Raw genomic sequence first — 13,463 nt, 5'->3', positions numbered from 1 at the left:
GGGTCACGGATGCGGGGTTTGCCTTGCCGGCAGGGCCTTGATGTAGCGGGCAATCGCGTCGCGATCTTCCTGTGGCAACTGCGAAAGATTGGCGACCACGTCCACCATTGCGGACCCGACATGTCCGTCCTGTGGCGTCTGGCCTGTTGCGAGCATGGTAGAGATGTCGGTCTGCGTCCACCCGCTGAGACGTGCCGGCGTGATGTTTGGCACAAAACCCGTGCCTTCCGCGTCGGGACCACCAGCGAAACGGGTTTCCGGGCGGATGGCGGCGAAGATATTACGGCTGGAATGGCATTCGGCACAGTGGGCAAGCGTCTCCGTCAGATAGGAGCCGCGATCAAGAACGGGATCGCCGGTGATGGCCTGCGGCTTGCCGACCTCGTCAAAGAACAAAAGCTTCCAGACGCCAACGGCACGGCGCAACCTGAAGGGTGGCCACAGATCATGCGGCGGCGCTTTGCCGGAAACAGGCGGCAGGGTCCGCAGATAGACGTAAAGGTTTTTTATGTCCTCGATCTTCATTCCCGTATAGCTCGTATAGGGAAAGGCCGGATAATAATGGCGGCCGTCAGGCGATATGCCGGCGACCAGCGCATTTGCGAAATCTTCAACGGACCAGGAGCCGATCCCGTCTGCAATGTCGGGGGATATATTCGGCGGACGGAAAACGCCGAAGGAGGAGGAAAGCGCCAATCCGCCTCCGAGCACGAGCGAGTCCGGGTGTCCCGGCGTGGCATGGCAGGACCCGCAGCTTGATGCCAGAAATACAAGTCTTCCCAGCTGCGGATCGCCGGGCGATGATCCGATGTCGTTCGGTCCGAAGACCGGCTTCGGCGTGGTCAGAAGCCAGGCTCCCAGGCAGGCCGCCGCTGCGAGACACCATATCAACAGCCGGCCTGCCTGAAGTGACAGATGAAAACCGGGAGTCTCGCGAACCATCATCGGAAAGGTCCATCGTCAGAGCATACTTTTATGATTGCGCCGGGTTCCGGCCGCACGGCTGATCCGCCGCTATCGAACTTCGCATGCCGTTTGTGGTTCCCGCGCAATCATGTCGCCAGTCATGGCCGCCGTTCGGGAACAACCGGAGCCGACCGTGGTTAGGCCGGCATGTTCAATCCCAATGGAGGTCGGCACGTGGACCCGGAAACTGATCACGAGACCTGCAACAGCCTGAACATAGAGGCCGCAACCCCCAAGGTGGTCAAAATCACCATCGACGGTCGAACGCTCCTCGAAGGGGTGCTGAACACCGGAAGTGTTCTGAGCGTGCAGACGAAGGAGGGCGCCGAGCCGCAATCCATCGAACTGGTTGTCGAGGACCTGGCTCGCTAGCCGCTTCGCGAACACTCGGCGCGGCAAGGGCGCCGCGTCTCTAGCCGCGAAAGTCGCCCTCGTTGCTTTCCCGCTCGTCGTAATTGATGTCCCAGTCTTTTTCCGGCTTTTTTGTACCTGGCGGCAGCTTGTTGGCGGTTGCGTCGTCCGAGCCTGTAATGACCCTCGGCTTCGCGCTCGCAACGCCGTTGTTGGTCGAGGTCTTTTTGCCGGGGGCAAACTGGGGCACGCTGTCCTTGTGAATCTGCTCGAGCTTGTCTTTCTTCGTCATGGCATCCTCCTGTCTGTCCCTAACCTTTTTACGCCGATGCTGTTCCCTCGAACCATTAGTACGGAACCGCTTTTTGCTCCCGGGGTTAGGAGGAGAGAGCGGACCGCAGGGTCTGCGCTGCTGGATGTTTTAAAAAAAGGGGCCTCCGCGATGACCCGATCACAGGACGATGTCAGGCCCGAACCCGGCACCGATGACGCACGCTCGACTGAAAGCGATGAAAGCCGCAAAGACCGTGAAAAGGCGACAGAAAACGCCGAACGCGAAAGGCGCTCCCGGTATGGACGCGACGAAGACAAGGAGAACAACGATGACGGAATCGGCAACAACCACCGATCATGACACGATACGGAAATGGGCGGAGCAGCGCGATGGCCACCCTGCCAAAGTGGACATCTCGGGCGATGGAGGGATTCTCAGGATCGATTTCGGTGAGCCGGAGGATGCGCTGAAGGCCATATCATGGGACGAGTTTTTTGAAATCTTCGAGGACAGGAAGCTGGCATTCCTTTATCAGGACAGAACGTCGGGCGGCGAGAGCCGCTTCAACAAGTTCATTTCACGCTGAGGGAGAGGCGAGTGAGCGACGAAACGGTATCGAGCATCCCGAACCGGGCACAGCAGCAAAAGGCATATCGGTTCTGGGCCCCGGTTTATGACCGTGTCTACGGCTTCTTTCTCAAGCGGGCGCAGATGGAGTTGGCCAGACGTGTGGGTGGTGCCGGTCGCGACATTCTCGAAATCGGCGTCGGCACGGGGCTGGTCCTTCCGCTTTATCCTCCGGCCAGCAACGTGACCGGGATCGACATTTCAGCGGACATGCTCCGGAAGGCCAAAACAAAGGCGGCGGGCGGTTCACTGCCGCATGTGAAGGCACTGCATGTGATGGATGCCTGCGAAACCACGTTCCCGGATGCGTCCTTCGACGTGATTTCGCTGCCCTTCGTCATCACGCTCATTCCCGATACCGGCCGGCTGCTTTCCGAATGCGCCCGAGTGCTGAAGCCGCGTGGCGAGATCGTCATCGTCAGCAAGATCACCGACAGCAGCGGCGCAGTTCGCCGCATAGAACAGATGGTCTCGCCGGTGGCCCATAACATAGGGCTCAGTTCGGCATTTCGTCTGGACGGGATTGAGGACTGGCTGCGCCGCAACCCGTCTTTCCATCTGGCGGAAAACAGGACGATCCCCCCAACCGGGTATTTTCGTCTGCTGCGTCTTTCCCGCTCGTCGACGGAGACGTCTGAGAAGACCGCGTCCCTTTCGGGTCACTAGGACCTCTGGCACCGCCGAAAAAATACGCATTGTACGTTGGCGTACGGCAACCAAGCGGTAGATGGGCCATTTCCCTTCAATGTGAAAGGAAGGACCATGGCCAAACACGCTATAAATGAAGAGTCCGGCCCCGCACTAAGCGAAGCGCAACTTGAGACCTTGCGTATCGGAATTGCCGATCTCGCGCCAGCGCTGACGGCGTTTGCGCGTCGTTTCGTCAGAAATGACGAGGATGTCAACGATCTCGTTCAGGAAACCATGATGCGGGGGCTTCGTTCCCTGCACCGCTTCACCCCCGGAACAGCCCTGAAATCGTGGCTGTTCACCATTTTGCGGAACACCTTCTGTACCCGATACAAGGTTGCAAGGCGCGAATGCGTCGGGCTGCCGGCGGGAATAGAGCAAACGATGTCGGTCCCCGCCAGTCAGGAATGGCGGATGGAGCACGATGAAGTCATGCGCGCAATCCGCGATCTGGATGCGGATCAGAAGAAGGCGCTGCTGCTCGTTGCCGGAGGAACGAGCTACGCCGATGCAGCCTCCATCTGCGGCTGCAGGGTGGGCACCATCAAGAGCCGCGTCAACCGCGCCCGCGAATCCCTGCGGCGCAATCTCGCCTGACATCAGCGGGCTACCGCGAACAGCACACTGTAGCTGCAGGATTTCCCCGTTCGCCCGTCGATGTCGCCACGCCGGTGGAAGATTTCCCCTTCCACCGGGGGCAGATCCGCCGGAGCATCGGATAAATTGGCCCTGAGCTGCAACCGGCCGGCCGCAAACGCCCAGTCTATGGCAAGCGTTCGCGCAGGCGAACCGAGTGCCGTCCCGCCTCCGAATTCCGAAGCGAGCAGGGGCCAGACATACTGCCGGCGCTTTGCAAGCAATCCCGCAAGGATCTCGCTTGCCCGTCTCCCATCTTCCTCATCGGCCTGACGCCAGTTCAAGGTAGAAAGGAGCCGCGTGCGCACATCATTGGGGTCCTGGACAAGATCGCGCGCGTTTTCGGGAAGAGCTCCCTGAAACATTTCAGCCTGCCGCAACCGCCCTTTTATCGCGGCTTCCCGATCGTGTTGCGGGTGGTCGGAAAAGAAGTAGAAGGGCTGCGTCGATGCGTGGTCGTCGCCCATGAACATCAGCGGCGTTTGGGGGGAGAGCAGGAGAATGCACTCTAGTATATCGAAAAGAGCTGGTTCGAGCAGGGCACGCAGTCTTTCGCCGCAAAGCCGGTTTCCGGCCTGATCGTGATTGTGAAGGAAATTCACGAAGGTTTGCGGGGATAGATGGTCGCTGCGTTCGCCGCTCGCCGCAAAGTCCCGGGAAGGGCGCGGATCGCCCTGATAAACGAAGCCGGTCGCAAGCGACCGACGAAGCAGGCTCTCCGGGTTCGAAACGAAATCCTGATAAAGACCGCCATCTTCGTCGGTCGTCATGACGTGAACGACGTGATGAAAGTCGTCGTTCCACTGGGCGTCTACCAGCGGTGGGGCATCTTCTTCGGGCGTCATCGGCTTTGCCGTGTTTCTTGCATCCTCTATGACAAGATACACATGCCTGCCCGTCACCTTGTGCCTGATCGTCTGGGCAAGCTCTGTCAGGAAATCCACCTCGCCGCCGCCGCCGGCCAGATGGTCGGCGGCATCGATCCGCAACCCGTCAAAACGGTAGGTCTGAAGCCAGTAAAGAGCGTTTTGCAGGAAATATGATCGCACATCCACGCTGTCGAAATCGGGAGCAGGGCCCCAGGGCGTTTCGTTTTTCTGAAAAAAGTCGGGCGCATAAGTTTGAAGGAAGTTCCCCTCCGGCCCGAAATGATTGTAAACCACATCCAGCAAAACCATCATCCCCAGGCCATGGGCCGCGTCTATAAAGGCTTTGAGGTCGTCCGGCGATCCATAATCCCGCTGCGGCGCAAATTGCAGAACGCCGTCGTAGCCCCAGCCGCGATCTCCCTGAAAACTCGCGAGCGGCATCACCTCAATGACGGTGATGCCGAGTTCAGCCAGTCGTTCCAGCTTCTTTTCGGCTGCCCGGAAAGTCCCTTCTTCCGTGAATGTGCCGATGTGAATCTCGTAGATCACAGCCTCGTGCCACGGCCTGCCGATCCAGTTCTCATGCCGCCACGCAAAGTCGTGATCGATGATGGTTGACGGGCCGTCCAGGCCGCCTTCCTGCCAATGTGAGGCCGGATCGGGGATTTCACGCCCGTCCGGCAGAACAAAGTGATAGGTGGCGCCGCCACTCACATCCGCTGCAACGGCTTCGTACCAGCCGTTCCCCTCAGACCGCATTTCGTATTCCGCGCCGTTTATAACGAGCCTCGGCGCATCAGAACCGGGCGCCCAGATGCGAAAGCGCGCATCTCCTGCAGCATCGAATTGCACGCCCCATTTGCGGTATTTCATTGCGTTGAACATTCACGGAACCTCCAGTCAGCCTCGTTTGGTCCTAACCGGATCGCCGTCGGTCGGTTGCTGCCTCCGCACCGGGAATATGCTGATGAAAGGAACAAACGGGTTTGGCCGTCGTTCGCCGTTGAACAGCCAAAACGACGGCTCGGCGGGCATCAGCTTGCCGCCCGATCGCTGACCTGAAGACAGAAAGAGACGGTGACATGACACAGGAAACCGACCTTGCCGACTTTCTCCGCGTGGCAACGGACGACGAATTATTCCACAAGATGCGCGAACTTGAAGCAAAGAGCGAGAAGGAGGGGCTTGAGGAAGTGGAAGCACTGGTGGATTTGACAGCCACGGAGATCGAAAACCGGTTTCCTGGCCAGTCGCTCGCTCCCTATGTCCGCTGGAAACAGGACCGGCTCCTCTGATGCGCGGTAAAGTCGGCGTTTGCCTTATTGTCTGGCCTGCCGCCGCTCGATACGCATTCTCGCAAATGCGTCCGGCAATATGTCGGGAAACGAAAGCGACTCCTGCGGCTCTTTGCTGACGAGCCCTTCAAAAAGCGCCAGATATTGCGCCGCACTCTTTTCCCAGGAAAAGTTGGCACGCATGGCCTGGGCTTGGAGGCGCTTGAAGAGTTCCCTGTTGTTGAACGCAGCGATGGCGCGCTCCAGCGCCGCCCGCAGGTCGTCGATATTTGCCGGTTCGAACTGAAAGCCGGTAGCAACCCCCGCATCTATGGCGGCGTCGTTGGCGTCGATGATCGTCTCGGCCAAACCTCCGGTGCGGCTGACGATGGGTAAGGCGCCATATCGCAATGCGTAAAGCTGGGTCAGGCCGCATGGTTCGAAGCGCGAAGGCTGGATGATGAAATCCGACCCCGCATGGATCATGTGGGCCAGACGTTCGTCATACCCGATATGGGCACAGACCATTTCCGGATATCTTTTCGACAGGTCACGCAGGCCATCTTCCAGTTGCCCGTCTCCTTCTCCGTGAACGATCAGTCTGCCTTTCCGCGCGATGATGAGGGGAACAACATCGAGCAAAAGATCAACGCCCTTTTGCCAGGTGAGACGGCTCACCACACCAAATACCGGACCCTGTGTGTGGGCAAGGCCCAGAGCCTGAAGCAGCGCATATTTGTTCAGGCTCCGCCTTGCCACGGTCGCCGACATGAAATTCGCGAGAATGAAGGGATCGGTCGCGGGATTCCAGACATTCTGATCGACGCCGTTGACGATGCCGCGCACACTTTCGCTTCGCGTGCCGAACACGCCATGCATGCCCATGCCGGCTTCCGGTGTCAGGATTTCGCGCGCATAGGTTGGACTGACCGTGGTAACGGCCGATGCTGTCGTCAGGCCGCCCTTCAGAAAAGAGATGTCGCCGTAATATTCGAGGCATTCCACCGTGCAGAGCTCGTCCGGAAGCCCCAGAACCCTTGCGCGCGAAAAAGGATATTGACCCTGAAATGAGAGGTTGTGAATGGTCAGGACGGTCGGCACCTCGCCCGGCGCCGCGTCGGCGAGATAGACACAGGTCAAGGCGGCGTGCCAGTCGTGAACGTGGACGATATCCGGCCTCCAACCGGGCATTGATCCAAGGGCAATGTCCGCCGCGGTCTTGGACAGGACGGCGAACCGGAGGTCGTTGTCCGGAAACGGATGGTCCTTTTCGCCGTAAGGATGCCCATCCCGGTCAAAGAGATGGGGCGCATCGAGCAGCAGCAAATTCTTCTGGTCGGCAACGAGCGAATATACCTTAACGTCCTGTCCCAGCACGCTCCCGGAAAAGCAGGGCTGATGCCCGCGGATGAGGGGACGCAGTTTGCGATAGAGCGGCAGCAGCGTGCGCACCTCCGCACCGAGTTTGGTAAGCGCGTCCGGCAATGCTCCCGTCGTATCGGCCAGCCCGCCGGTTTTGATGAAAGGGAACATCTCGGCCGTGACGGCAAGAATGTGCATGAATGCCTCCGCATTTCGTCGATCTGTCATCGTGAGGAGACGCGGGGCTTCTAGTGTTTGCAAAGCCTCTCGCCGCTTTAGTGGTGTGCCGCATCACGGGGGGCAGGCGGCGGCGCTCAGAAGGACGGCCGATCCGCAATTCTGCCTTGGCGCCGAGGAACGCTATCGATCCTGCTGATGTCCCTGATGGGTGGTGTTGATTTTTATGTTGGCCTGTCGTCCCGTGCGGGTGGAGGCGTTCTTCTCCTTCGCAGAAGAGGCTTCCTCCGCATTGAGGCGCTCATTGTCGCCCGGGCCCTTGTCCGTTTGGTTGTCTTTCGGAATGGGGAGCGTTTTTCTGGTCATTTTGAACCTCGTTCGCATCTGGTGCTGATCGTTTCGATCGAACGACTCGAACCCTGCTTCCGAGCGATTGTTCCCGTCCGTTTCGTCGCGGTCGCTAATTTTCCGCGCGGCGTCTTCGGGGTTAATCGCTGCGCAGGAATTCCTCTTTGGCCTGAAGCCAGTCCTGCGTGCTGACGAGGGTCAATTGTGCCGCGAAACGGCCCCTCAATACCGTCAGCGAGGCATCATGCGTTGCATCGCGTGCGCTGCAGACGGCGTCCTCAAGAAGGAAGATGCGATACCCCAGATCCACCGCCCCTAGCACGGTTGCGAGTACGCAGACATCCGTTTCCCCACCGGATATGACAAGCGTGCCGACCCCTTGGCCTACGAGTTTTCGGTGCAGGCGACCATCCGTCCAGGGGGAATAGGTGGTTTTCAGGAATTCTTCCGCAGGTGGAACGTAGCCCGCGAACTCGCGGACGATATCGGTCATTTCGGGGCGAAGGTACTCGCCGGTCATCATCCACCATTTCTCATAATAACGCCCCCACCGCCCCGAGGCGGCGTCGGCATCCGGCGGTGGGATGAAGCGGGTGAAAATGGTCGTGTGCGGCGAGTTCTCAACCACCCGCCCGACATTGTCGATGATGCGCGGCATCCAGTCCACGTGCCATGGCGTCTCTTCCGCAAACATGCGCTGCATGTCGATGCAAAGATGACACCACCGAGGAAAGAGGCCCTCTTCAGAATTCATGGGAATGTCCGAATGATTTGTGGGTCAGCTACGGTCAGCTAACAATCCGGTCCGCCGAAAGTTCCGCCCCGCACGGCCGCCTTAGCCCGGCCGCATCGACGACCCAAGGGCCTACGCCCGGCGTTGGCCGGTGCGCCTCATTCTGAAATAAAGCGCCGACATTTCATGGAGCTTGCCGGGATCGACAATGCCGCGATTATACATTTTGAGGACGTAACGGGCGAGGTCCTCCAAGCAAAGGCTGGGATCGTGCTCTCCGGCCAGGACGCTGTCATAAGCCGACTTGACCGTATTGATATCGTCATTCAGGAAGATACCCGAACTCTGATAGGCGCGATAGGCGGACAATTTCACCTCCTTGGCGGCTGCGTTTGCGAGGCCGAAAAAGGGATCACGTGTCTATCTTATACGGAAAAGAGTGGAGGTAAATGGTCGTGACCGTACCGAAGGCGCCGATCTGCCTATAATGCGAGATTATGTCTTCCGGCCACTTCGGGTATCTGCGCATGAAAGCGCGCGAATACCCGCGCACTTTCCTCCTCTGCCAGCCCGTAATATTCCTGCGCATACGTTTCCAGCGCTTGCCGGTCCCTTATGGTGATTTTCGCTCTCTCGGCGCGGATCAGGCGTTCGCTTTCGAGGACGTGCAGGGCGTCCGTCACGCTCGGGCGCCTCACCGCCAGCATCATCGACAGGAAATCGTGGGTCAACTGTAGCTGGTCGCCACGCACGCGGTCGTGACACATCAGGAGCCAACGCGCCAGGCGCTGGCTGACCGTGCCGGTGGCGTTGGCGGCGGCCGTGCATTCCACCTGCGTCCTCGCGACGTGCGAGGCGCAGATCACGATGTCCGAGAATATTTGATGTTTCGCCATCAGGCTGCGGAAAACCTCCATGTCCATAGCCACCGCCTTGCCCGGCGCCTGAACGACGATCTCGGTTAAGTTCTCCTCCGCGCCGGCGAGTGCACCGGTGGGTATGAAACCTTCATGTCCGACGATGCCGCTCTCGGTTTTCCGTCCTGATCTCGAAACTACCACGATGGATGCTATGCCCGAGGCGAGAAAAAGCACGCGATCGATGCGCTGACCGGCTGAGAAAAGTTTGTCGCCAAGCGAAAGTGTCAACGATGTCGACGCCTTCAGCACCTCGCTCCGGATTTCCGCATCAAGAAGGGAAAGGAGGAAACCCGTTTCTTCTCGCCCGTTGCTCCGCTCCAGCATAACACTTTGCCTCGCTAGTGTCTTATGCCCCCTCCCTGCGCCATCAAGGCGGAGACAATGTTGTCTATGTCCTCTGAACGTGCGGAGAGCACAAAAGGTCCCGGTTCGCTCTCGAAGACCGGTCGGGGCACGAAAAACAGGTAGGGAACGGCCTTCTCTTCAAGCTGATCGGTCACACGAAGCATGATCTCCGCCTCGTAGCGGACATCGATGATAGCGGCGGAAAACAGCAGCGTATCGTCATTTTCCATAACGTCGGCCGGGTAGGGACCTATCAGACCGACCTGCGCTCGGGACCAGGCTTTTGCTATTTCCGGTGTGACTGTGTCGGCCGCGCCGATGACCATTATAGGGAGACGCTTGATAGTCTGCATGCCTTGCTCCTCGCACGCCACCGGCAATGCGTATCTCTATTCAATACTATAATGTCTAACTAACCGTAGTCGGTTCATTCGATTTCATCAAATATATGCGAGACGGCACTACTGTGTAGTTCTGAACATGCACCGACGATGAACGCGGCACGTCCGGATGCGCTTTTTTCAGGTCTTTTCAGCCAGAGCGGAACAATTGTGGGCACGCGGGGTTCGGGGCGTCGTTCACTCAAGGAGACGTAAATGGCTAGTCAAAAAACGCTCGACGATCTGTTTCTGGATGGCCTGAAGGACATCTATTATGCGGAAAAACAGATACTCAAGGCCTTGCCGAAAATGGCGCGCGCCGCGCAGCTCGAAGAGGCGAAACAGGGTTTCCTGCAGCACCGGGATGAGACGCAAGGCCAGATCGAGCGTCTGGAGCGCGTGTTCGAAATCATCGGCAAGAATGCGCGCGGCAAGACGTGCGAGGCCATTCAGGGCATTATTGCGGAAGCCGAGGAAATCATCGAATCCTTCAAGGATTCGCCGGCGCTCGATGCGGGCCTGATTGCCTCCGCGCAGGCCGTCGAACATTACGAGATTGCCCGTTATGGCACTCTGGTGGCGTGGGCGGGTCAGCTGGGCATCGATGAAGCCGTTCCGCTGCTTCAGGCAAACCTCGACGAAGAAGGCGCAACCGACAAAAAGCTGACGAAACTCGCCGCGACGGTTGCCAACCCGAAAAGCCAGAAAGCGGCCTGACGGAAATAGCGCTGGGTCCGTCTTCCGTATTGTAGGATGCGGAAGTCGACCCGTAAGTGACGGCGCGGGCTATTTCCGCGTCCGAACCCTGCATGGTCCACGACCGCGTGGCAAATGCCACGGCGATGGAGAAAAAGATGACGACAATTCCGCTGCTCGGCGCATATCCGCTTGAAATTTTTCTGGGCGGCCGCTGCTTCAATGTTTCTGGCGTGGATGAGGCGGTTCGTTTGCTGGAGGAGGAATGGCCTGAAAAGGCAGGCGTCCATTACGCTCGGGCTTTGAGGAGTTGCCGCCTGGCCATGTTGAGAAACGGCTCTTCGGCGGTTGCGAGAGAGCATTTGATTGCAGCATGCCTGGAGGCCGGTATTCCGCTTGGCCCATCGTCAGGTATCGAAAATACTCAGCTGCCGCTCTTTCCGGGGGCGAAAGCTGGCGGCAAAGGGAGTTTGGCGGCCGCGCCCCGACGCTAAGACCCGGAACAGAAAGCACGAGGACAAGATGGCCGAGCCACGCGACCGCATAAAACCGGAAGAGGACCTCAATCGCCCTGTCAGTGAGGAGTTCGTTTCCAAATATTCTCCCGTCGGCGTCGATGACGGTGCCTTTCGCGGACGGAAGCGAACATGGAAGAGGATGATGATCTATGCTTTGGTTATCTTCGCACTGGCTATCGTGATTGCATTATGTTTCCTTGTCGGTACGCATCCTGGCCGCGTATCCTGACAAGTATCCCGCGAGGAGTGGCAGATGAGCGAACGGACAGACGAAAAATCGATCTATTGGACGATTGTCGGCGCAGACACCAATACCAATGAGGGGCTGGCGCGATTGCTTGGCGTCATCCTGGTCTTCATCCTTATCGGCGGCTTCCTCGTCTGGCTGCTGGCCGGCTGAACCGGCGCCTGGCGGATAGATGGAGCGATGCCGTCCGGCATCTTTTCCGGACGGCATCCATACCGTATCCCTCAAAATTTTCCAGTGACCAGGTCCCGGCCTTCAATCGAGACCGGCGTGTTTATTTCCCCGCGCCTGCGTTTCAAGGGAATGTCCACCTGGTAAGGCGCGGCGACTGTCAGCCGGAACGCTTCACCGTTTCGGCGCGATACCGCCCGGTCGGTCGCCATGACGTCCGTCGTCGAGTGACGCAGTGGCATGGCTTCGTCCACAAGGATGAAGTCCATGTGCCGCGTCTTCGCCGATGTTACCGCGAGATAACGGCTTGGATAAACAGCCTCCATGACATTGCCGACCAGAACGGCCCAGCCATTTTCATGTGCCATGATCTCACATTCGATCTTCTTCTTCATTGCCATCAATCCTCCCTTTCGGCAGTGCCTAACCACGCTTGAAGAAGCTTGTTCCCGCGGCTGGAAATGATTGCTGCCAGCAGACCGCTTATTCTGCCGCCGCCAGAAATTTCCTTATCTTGCGCAGATCGGCGACGAAGGCCTGCCGTTGTAGTCGCGCCTCGTCGCGGTCGCGAAGGCGCAGCAGGTAGGAAGGGTGAATGGTCACGAGAAGGCGTGTTCCGCCAGGGGTGGTGGAGAAATGCCCCCGCTCCGTGGTCACTCCGCTGGTACGGCCGGTGAGCGAATAAAAAGCCGTCGCGCCCATGGCGACGATCAGCTCTGGTTTGAGTAACCGCAGTTCCGCTCCCAGCCACCAGGCGCAGCGCTGCACTTCCCCGCTGTTGGGGCGCGCATGGAGCCGCCGTTTGCCTCTTTGTTCAAACTTGAAATGCTTGACGGCATTGGTGACATAACATTGCGAGCGATCGACGTCTGCTTCCTGCAGGCATGCGTCGAGCAGCCGGCCCGCGGGGCCGACAAATGGATGGCCCTTCAGGTCTTCGTCATTGCCGGGCTGTTCGCCGACAAGCACGACACTCGCATCGTTTCTGCCCTCGCCAAAAACCAGCTGGGTCGCATTCCTGTAAAGATCGCAACGTTCGCAGCCTTCGGCCTGCCTGTGCAATGCAGCGAGTGAAGGCGCTTCGGCATGATCGGGCTGAAAGGCCGGTGGGGGGCGGTTCTTGCGGGCTGCGGTCGGCACGGGTCTATTCTCCCGGCGGCGGCTCTGCCGCATAGTGGCGTGCCCCGCGCCGGCATAGATAAACCTCCCGTTCCGGATGTCGCTCTATGATGAAGCCGGCGCTGCGAAGCATTGCCTCCACCGCGGCCCTGTTGGGTATGAACCAGTTCGTCGGATCAGCCGCATACCGTTCCTCCACGAAAAACAGTTTGGGATAAGCGGGGTCCTCGAACATGGCCCATTCGGAAAACGGGTAATCTTCTTCGAGGTCGGGTATTCTCCCGTCACCCCGCTGAAGCGACTGGAAGAGCATCATATCGGCTGCGACATGTTCGTGGATGAGATCGAGCGCCAGAAGCGGATGCCGCAGATGGTAAAATACGCCCATGAAAATCACGAGGTCAAAACGCTCTTCAAGCCTGGCCACGTCATAAACCGACAATTGCCGGAACTCTATGTCGAGTCCGGATTGCTCGGCGACAAAGCGGGCCTGGGCGAGATAGTGCGGGTCGGCATCGATGCCGACGACCCGCCCGGCATTGCGACGTTTCATTTCCACGCTGTAAAACCCGGCATTACATCCGATATCGAGAACGCTGCGACCGCCGAGATCTTCTGGAATGATGTGGCGAAACCCCTCCCACTTAAATGCCGGGTAGTTGCCGAGAAAGTGGTCTGGCGCTGTTTCCACGCCTGCGATCGCCATGTTCTGGAACCAGGGCCCGAGATCCTCGATCTGCTTTTCCAGTTTCCGGCGCAT

General features: G+C 58.8%; 21 protein-coding genes. 9 read left to right on the top strand and 12 right to left on the bottom strand.

The features are described from left to right. Positions 1-3: 3 nt before the first annotated feature. On the bottom strand, positions 4-945 hold the full coding sequence (locus WA845_RS16670; RefSeq protein WP_112552854.1) for a c-type cytochrome: 942 nt from the start codon (positions 943-945) through the stop codon (positions 4-6). Positions 946-1,140: 195 nt separating this feature from the next. Here WA845_RS16670 and WA845_RS16665 point away from each other — a divergent pair, with 195 nt between their 5' ends. Next, a complete protein-coding gene (locus WA845_RS16665) occupies positions 1,141-1,338 on the top strand; it encodes a hypothetical protein (protein WP_022563908.1) in 198 nt (65 codons plus the stop codon). Positions 1,339-1,378: 40 nt separating this feature from the next. Here WA845_RS16665 and WA845_RS16660 read toward each other — a convergent pair whose 3' ends face one another. Then, a complete protein-coding gene (locus tag WA845_RS16660; protein WP_337322459.1) occupies positions 1,379-1,609 on the bottom strand; it encodes a hypothetical protein in 231 nt (76 codons plus the stop codon). A 150-nt stretch (positions 1,610-1,759) separates the two neighbouring features. Between WA845_RS16660 and WA845_RS16655 the strand changes: the two genes are divergently transcribed. The 4 genes from WA845_RS16655 to WA845_RS16640 all read left to right on the top strand — a co-directional run bounded on the left by WA845_RS16655 (position 1,760) and on the right by WA845_RS16640 (position 3,505). After that, positions 1,760-1,951: a hypothetical protein gene (locus tag WA845_RS16655; protein ID WP_022563909.1), complete on the top strand. Its 192-nt coding sequence runs from the start codon at positions 1,760-1,762 to the stop codon at positions 1,949-1,951. Continuing rightward, positions 1,920-2,177, top strand: coding sequence for a hypothetical protein (locus WA845_RS16650; RefSeq protein ID WP_112552857.1), 258 nt, complete (start codon positions 1,920-1,922; stop codon positions 2,175-2,177). The genes WA845_RS16655 and WA845_RS16650 overlap by 32 nt, the downstream gene beginning before the upstream one ends. Positions 2,178-2,188: 11 nt before the next feature. Further along, positions 2,189-2,884, top strand: a complete 696-nt coding sequence (locus WA845_RS16645) for a class I SAM-dependent methyltransferase (protein ID WP_337322458.1) — start codon at positions 2,189-2,191, stop codon at positions 2,882-2,884. A gap of 96 nt (positions 2,885-2,980) precedes the next feature. Continuing rightward, entirely contained in the window at positions 2,981-3,505 is a 525-nt protein-coding gene (locus WA845_RS16640; RefSeq protein ID WP_004444493.1) for a sigma-70 family RNA polymerase sigma factor, read from the top strand. A 2-nt stretch (positions 3,506-3,507) separates the two neighbouring features. Here the strand turns inward: WA845_RS16640 and treZ are convergent, their stop codons facing one another. After that, entirely contained in the window at positions 3,508-5,298 is a 1,791-nt protein-coding gene (treZ, locus tag WA845_RS16635; protein ID WP_337322457.1) for a malto-oligosyltrehalose trehalohydrolase, read from the bottom strand. 197 nt (positions 5,299-5,495) lie between these two features. Between treZ and WA845_RS16630 the strand changes: the two genes are divergently transcribed. After that, positions 5,496-5,708, top strand: a complete 213-nt coding sequence (locus tag WA845_RS16630; protein ID WP_044458872.1) for a hypothetical protein — start codon at positions 5,496-5,498, stop codon at positions 5,706-5,708. Between the two features lie 24 nt (positions 5,709-5,732). On the opposite strand, the gene glgA is transcribed toward WA845_RS16630, so the two are convergent. The 6 genes from glgA to WA845_RS16600 all read right to left on the bottom strand — a co-directional run bounded on the left by glgA (position 5,733) and on the right by WA845_RS16600 (position 9,925). Continuing rightward, on the bottom strand, positions 5,733-7,247 hold the full coding sequence (glgA, locus tag WA845_RS16625; protein WP_174150425.1) for a glycogen synthase GlgA: 1,515 nt from the start codon (positions 7,245-7,247) through the stop codon (positions 5,733-5,735). Between the two features lie 162 nt (positions 7,248-7,409). After that, positions 7,410-7,592 (bottom strand): hypothetical protein, encoded by a 183-nt coding sequence (locus tag WA845_RS16620; protein WP_004444486.1) that lies wholly within the window; start codon positions 7,590-7,592, stop codon positions 7,410-7,412. Positions 7,593-7,713: 121 nt separating this feature from the next. Continuing rightward, on the bottom strand, positions 7,714-8,328 hold the full coding sequence (locus WA845_RS16615; protein ID WP_112552864.1) for a cysteine hydrolase family protein: 615 nt from the start codon (positions 8,326-8,328) through the stop codon (positions 7,714-7,716). 111 nt (positions 8,329-8,439) lie between these two features. Beyond that, positions 8,440-8,676, bottom strand: a complete 237-nt coding sequence (locus WA845_RS16610) for a hypothetical protein (RefSeq protein ID WP_034497819.1) — start codon at positions 8,674-8,676, stop codon at positions 8,440-8,442. Between the two features lie 113 nt (positions 8,677-8,789). Then, positions 8,790-9,551: a Crp/Fnr family transcriptional regulator gene (locus WA845_RS16605; protein WP_072493714.1), complete on the bottom strand. Its 762-nt coding sequence runs from the start codon at positions 9,549-9,551 to the stop codon at positions 8,790-8,792. Between the two features lie 14 nt (positions 9,552-9,565). After that, positions 9,566-9,925: a hypothetical protein gene (locus WA845_RS16600; protein ID WP_112552866.1), complete on the bottom strand. Its 360-nt coding sequence runs from the start codon at positions 9,923-9,925 to the stop codon at positions 9,566-9,568. Between the two features lie 243 nt (positions 9,926-10,168). On the opposite strand from WA845_RS16600, the gene WA845_RS16595 reads away from it, so the two are divergent. The 3 genes from WA845_RS16595 to WA845_RS16585 all read left to right on the top strand — a co-directional run bounded on the left by WA845_RS16595 (position 10,169) and on the right by WA845_RS16585 (position 11,566). Next, a complete protein-coding gene (locus tag WA845_RS16595; RefSeq protein WP_112552868.1) occupies positions 10,169-10,669 on the top strand; it encodes a YciE/YciF ferroxidase family protein in 501 nt (166 codons plus the stop codon). 92 nt (positions 10,670-10,761) lie between these two features. Next, positions 10,762-11,142 (top strand): DUF982 domain-containing protein, encoded by a 381-nt coding sequence (locus WA845_RS16590; protein ID WP_112552870.1) that lies wholly within the window; start codon positions 10,762-10,764, stop codon positions 11,140-11,142. Positions 11,143-11,419: 277 nt separating this feature from the next. Continuing rightward, positions 11,420-11,566, top strand: coding sequence for a hypothetical protein (locus WA845_RS16585; protein WP_004444478.1), 147 nt, complete (start codon positions 11,420-11,422; stop codon positions 11,564-11,566). Between the two features lie 71 nt (positions 11,567-11,637). On the opposite strand, the gene WA845_RS16580 is transcribed toward WA845_RS16585, so the two are convergent. The 3 genes from WA845_RS16580 to WA845_RS16570 form a co-directional block, all read right to left on the bottom strand. Next, on the bottom strand, positions 11,638-11,985 hold the full coding sequence (locus WA845_RS16580; protein WP_022563922.1) for a hypothetical protein: 348 nt from the start codon (positions 11,983-11,985) through the stop codon (positions 11,638-11,640). A gap of 82 nt (positions 11,986-12,067) precedes the next feature. Further along, a complete protein-coding gene (locus tag WA845_RS16575; RefSeq protein ID WP_048902942.1) occupies positions 12,068-12,724 on the bottom strand; it encodes a UdgX family uracil-DNA binding protein in 657 nt (218 codons plus the stop codon). Between the two features lie 4 nt (positions 12,725-12,728). Then, positions 12,729-13,463, bottom strand: a complete 735-nt coding sequence (locus WA845_RS16570) for a TIGR04290 family methyltransferase (protein ID WP_077987606.1) — start codon at positions 13,461-13,463, stop codon at positions 12,729-12,731.

It is taken from the genome of Agrobacterium sp. CMT1 (assembly GCF_037203725.1).
GTDB lineage: Bacteria > Pseudomonadota > Alphaproteobacteria > Rhizobiales > Rhizobiaceae > Agrobacterium > Agrobacterium pusense.
The sequence above is the reverse complement of the archived record's forward strand: the minus strand, read 5'-3'. Positions and strand labels throughout refer to the sequence as shown.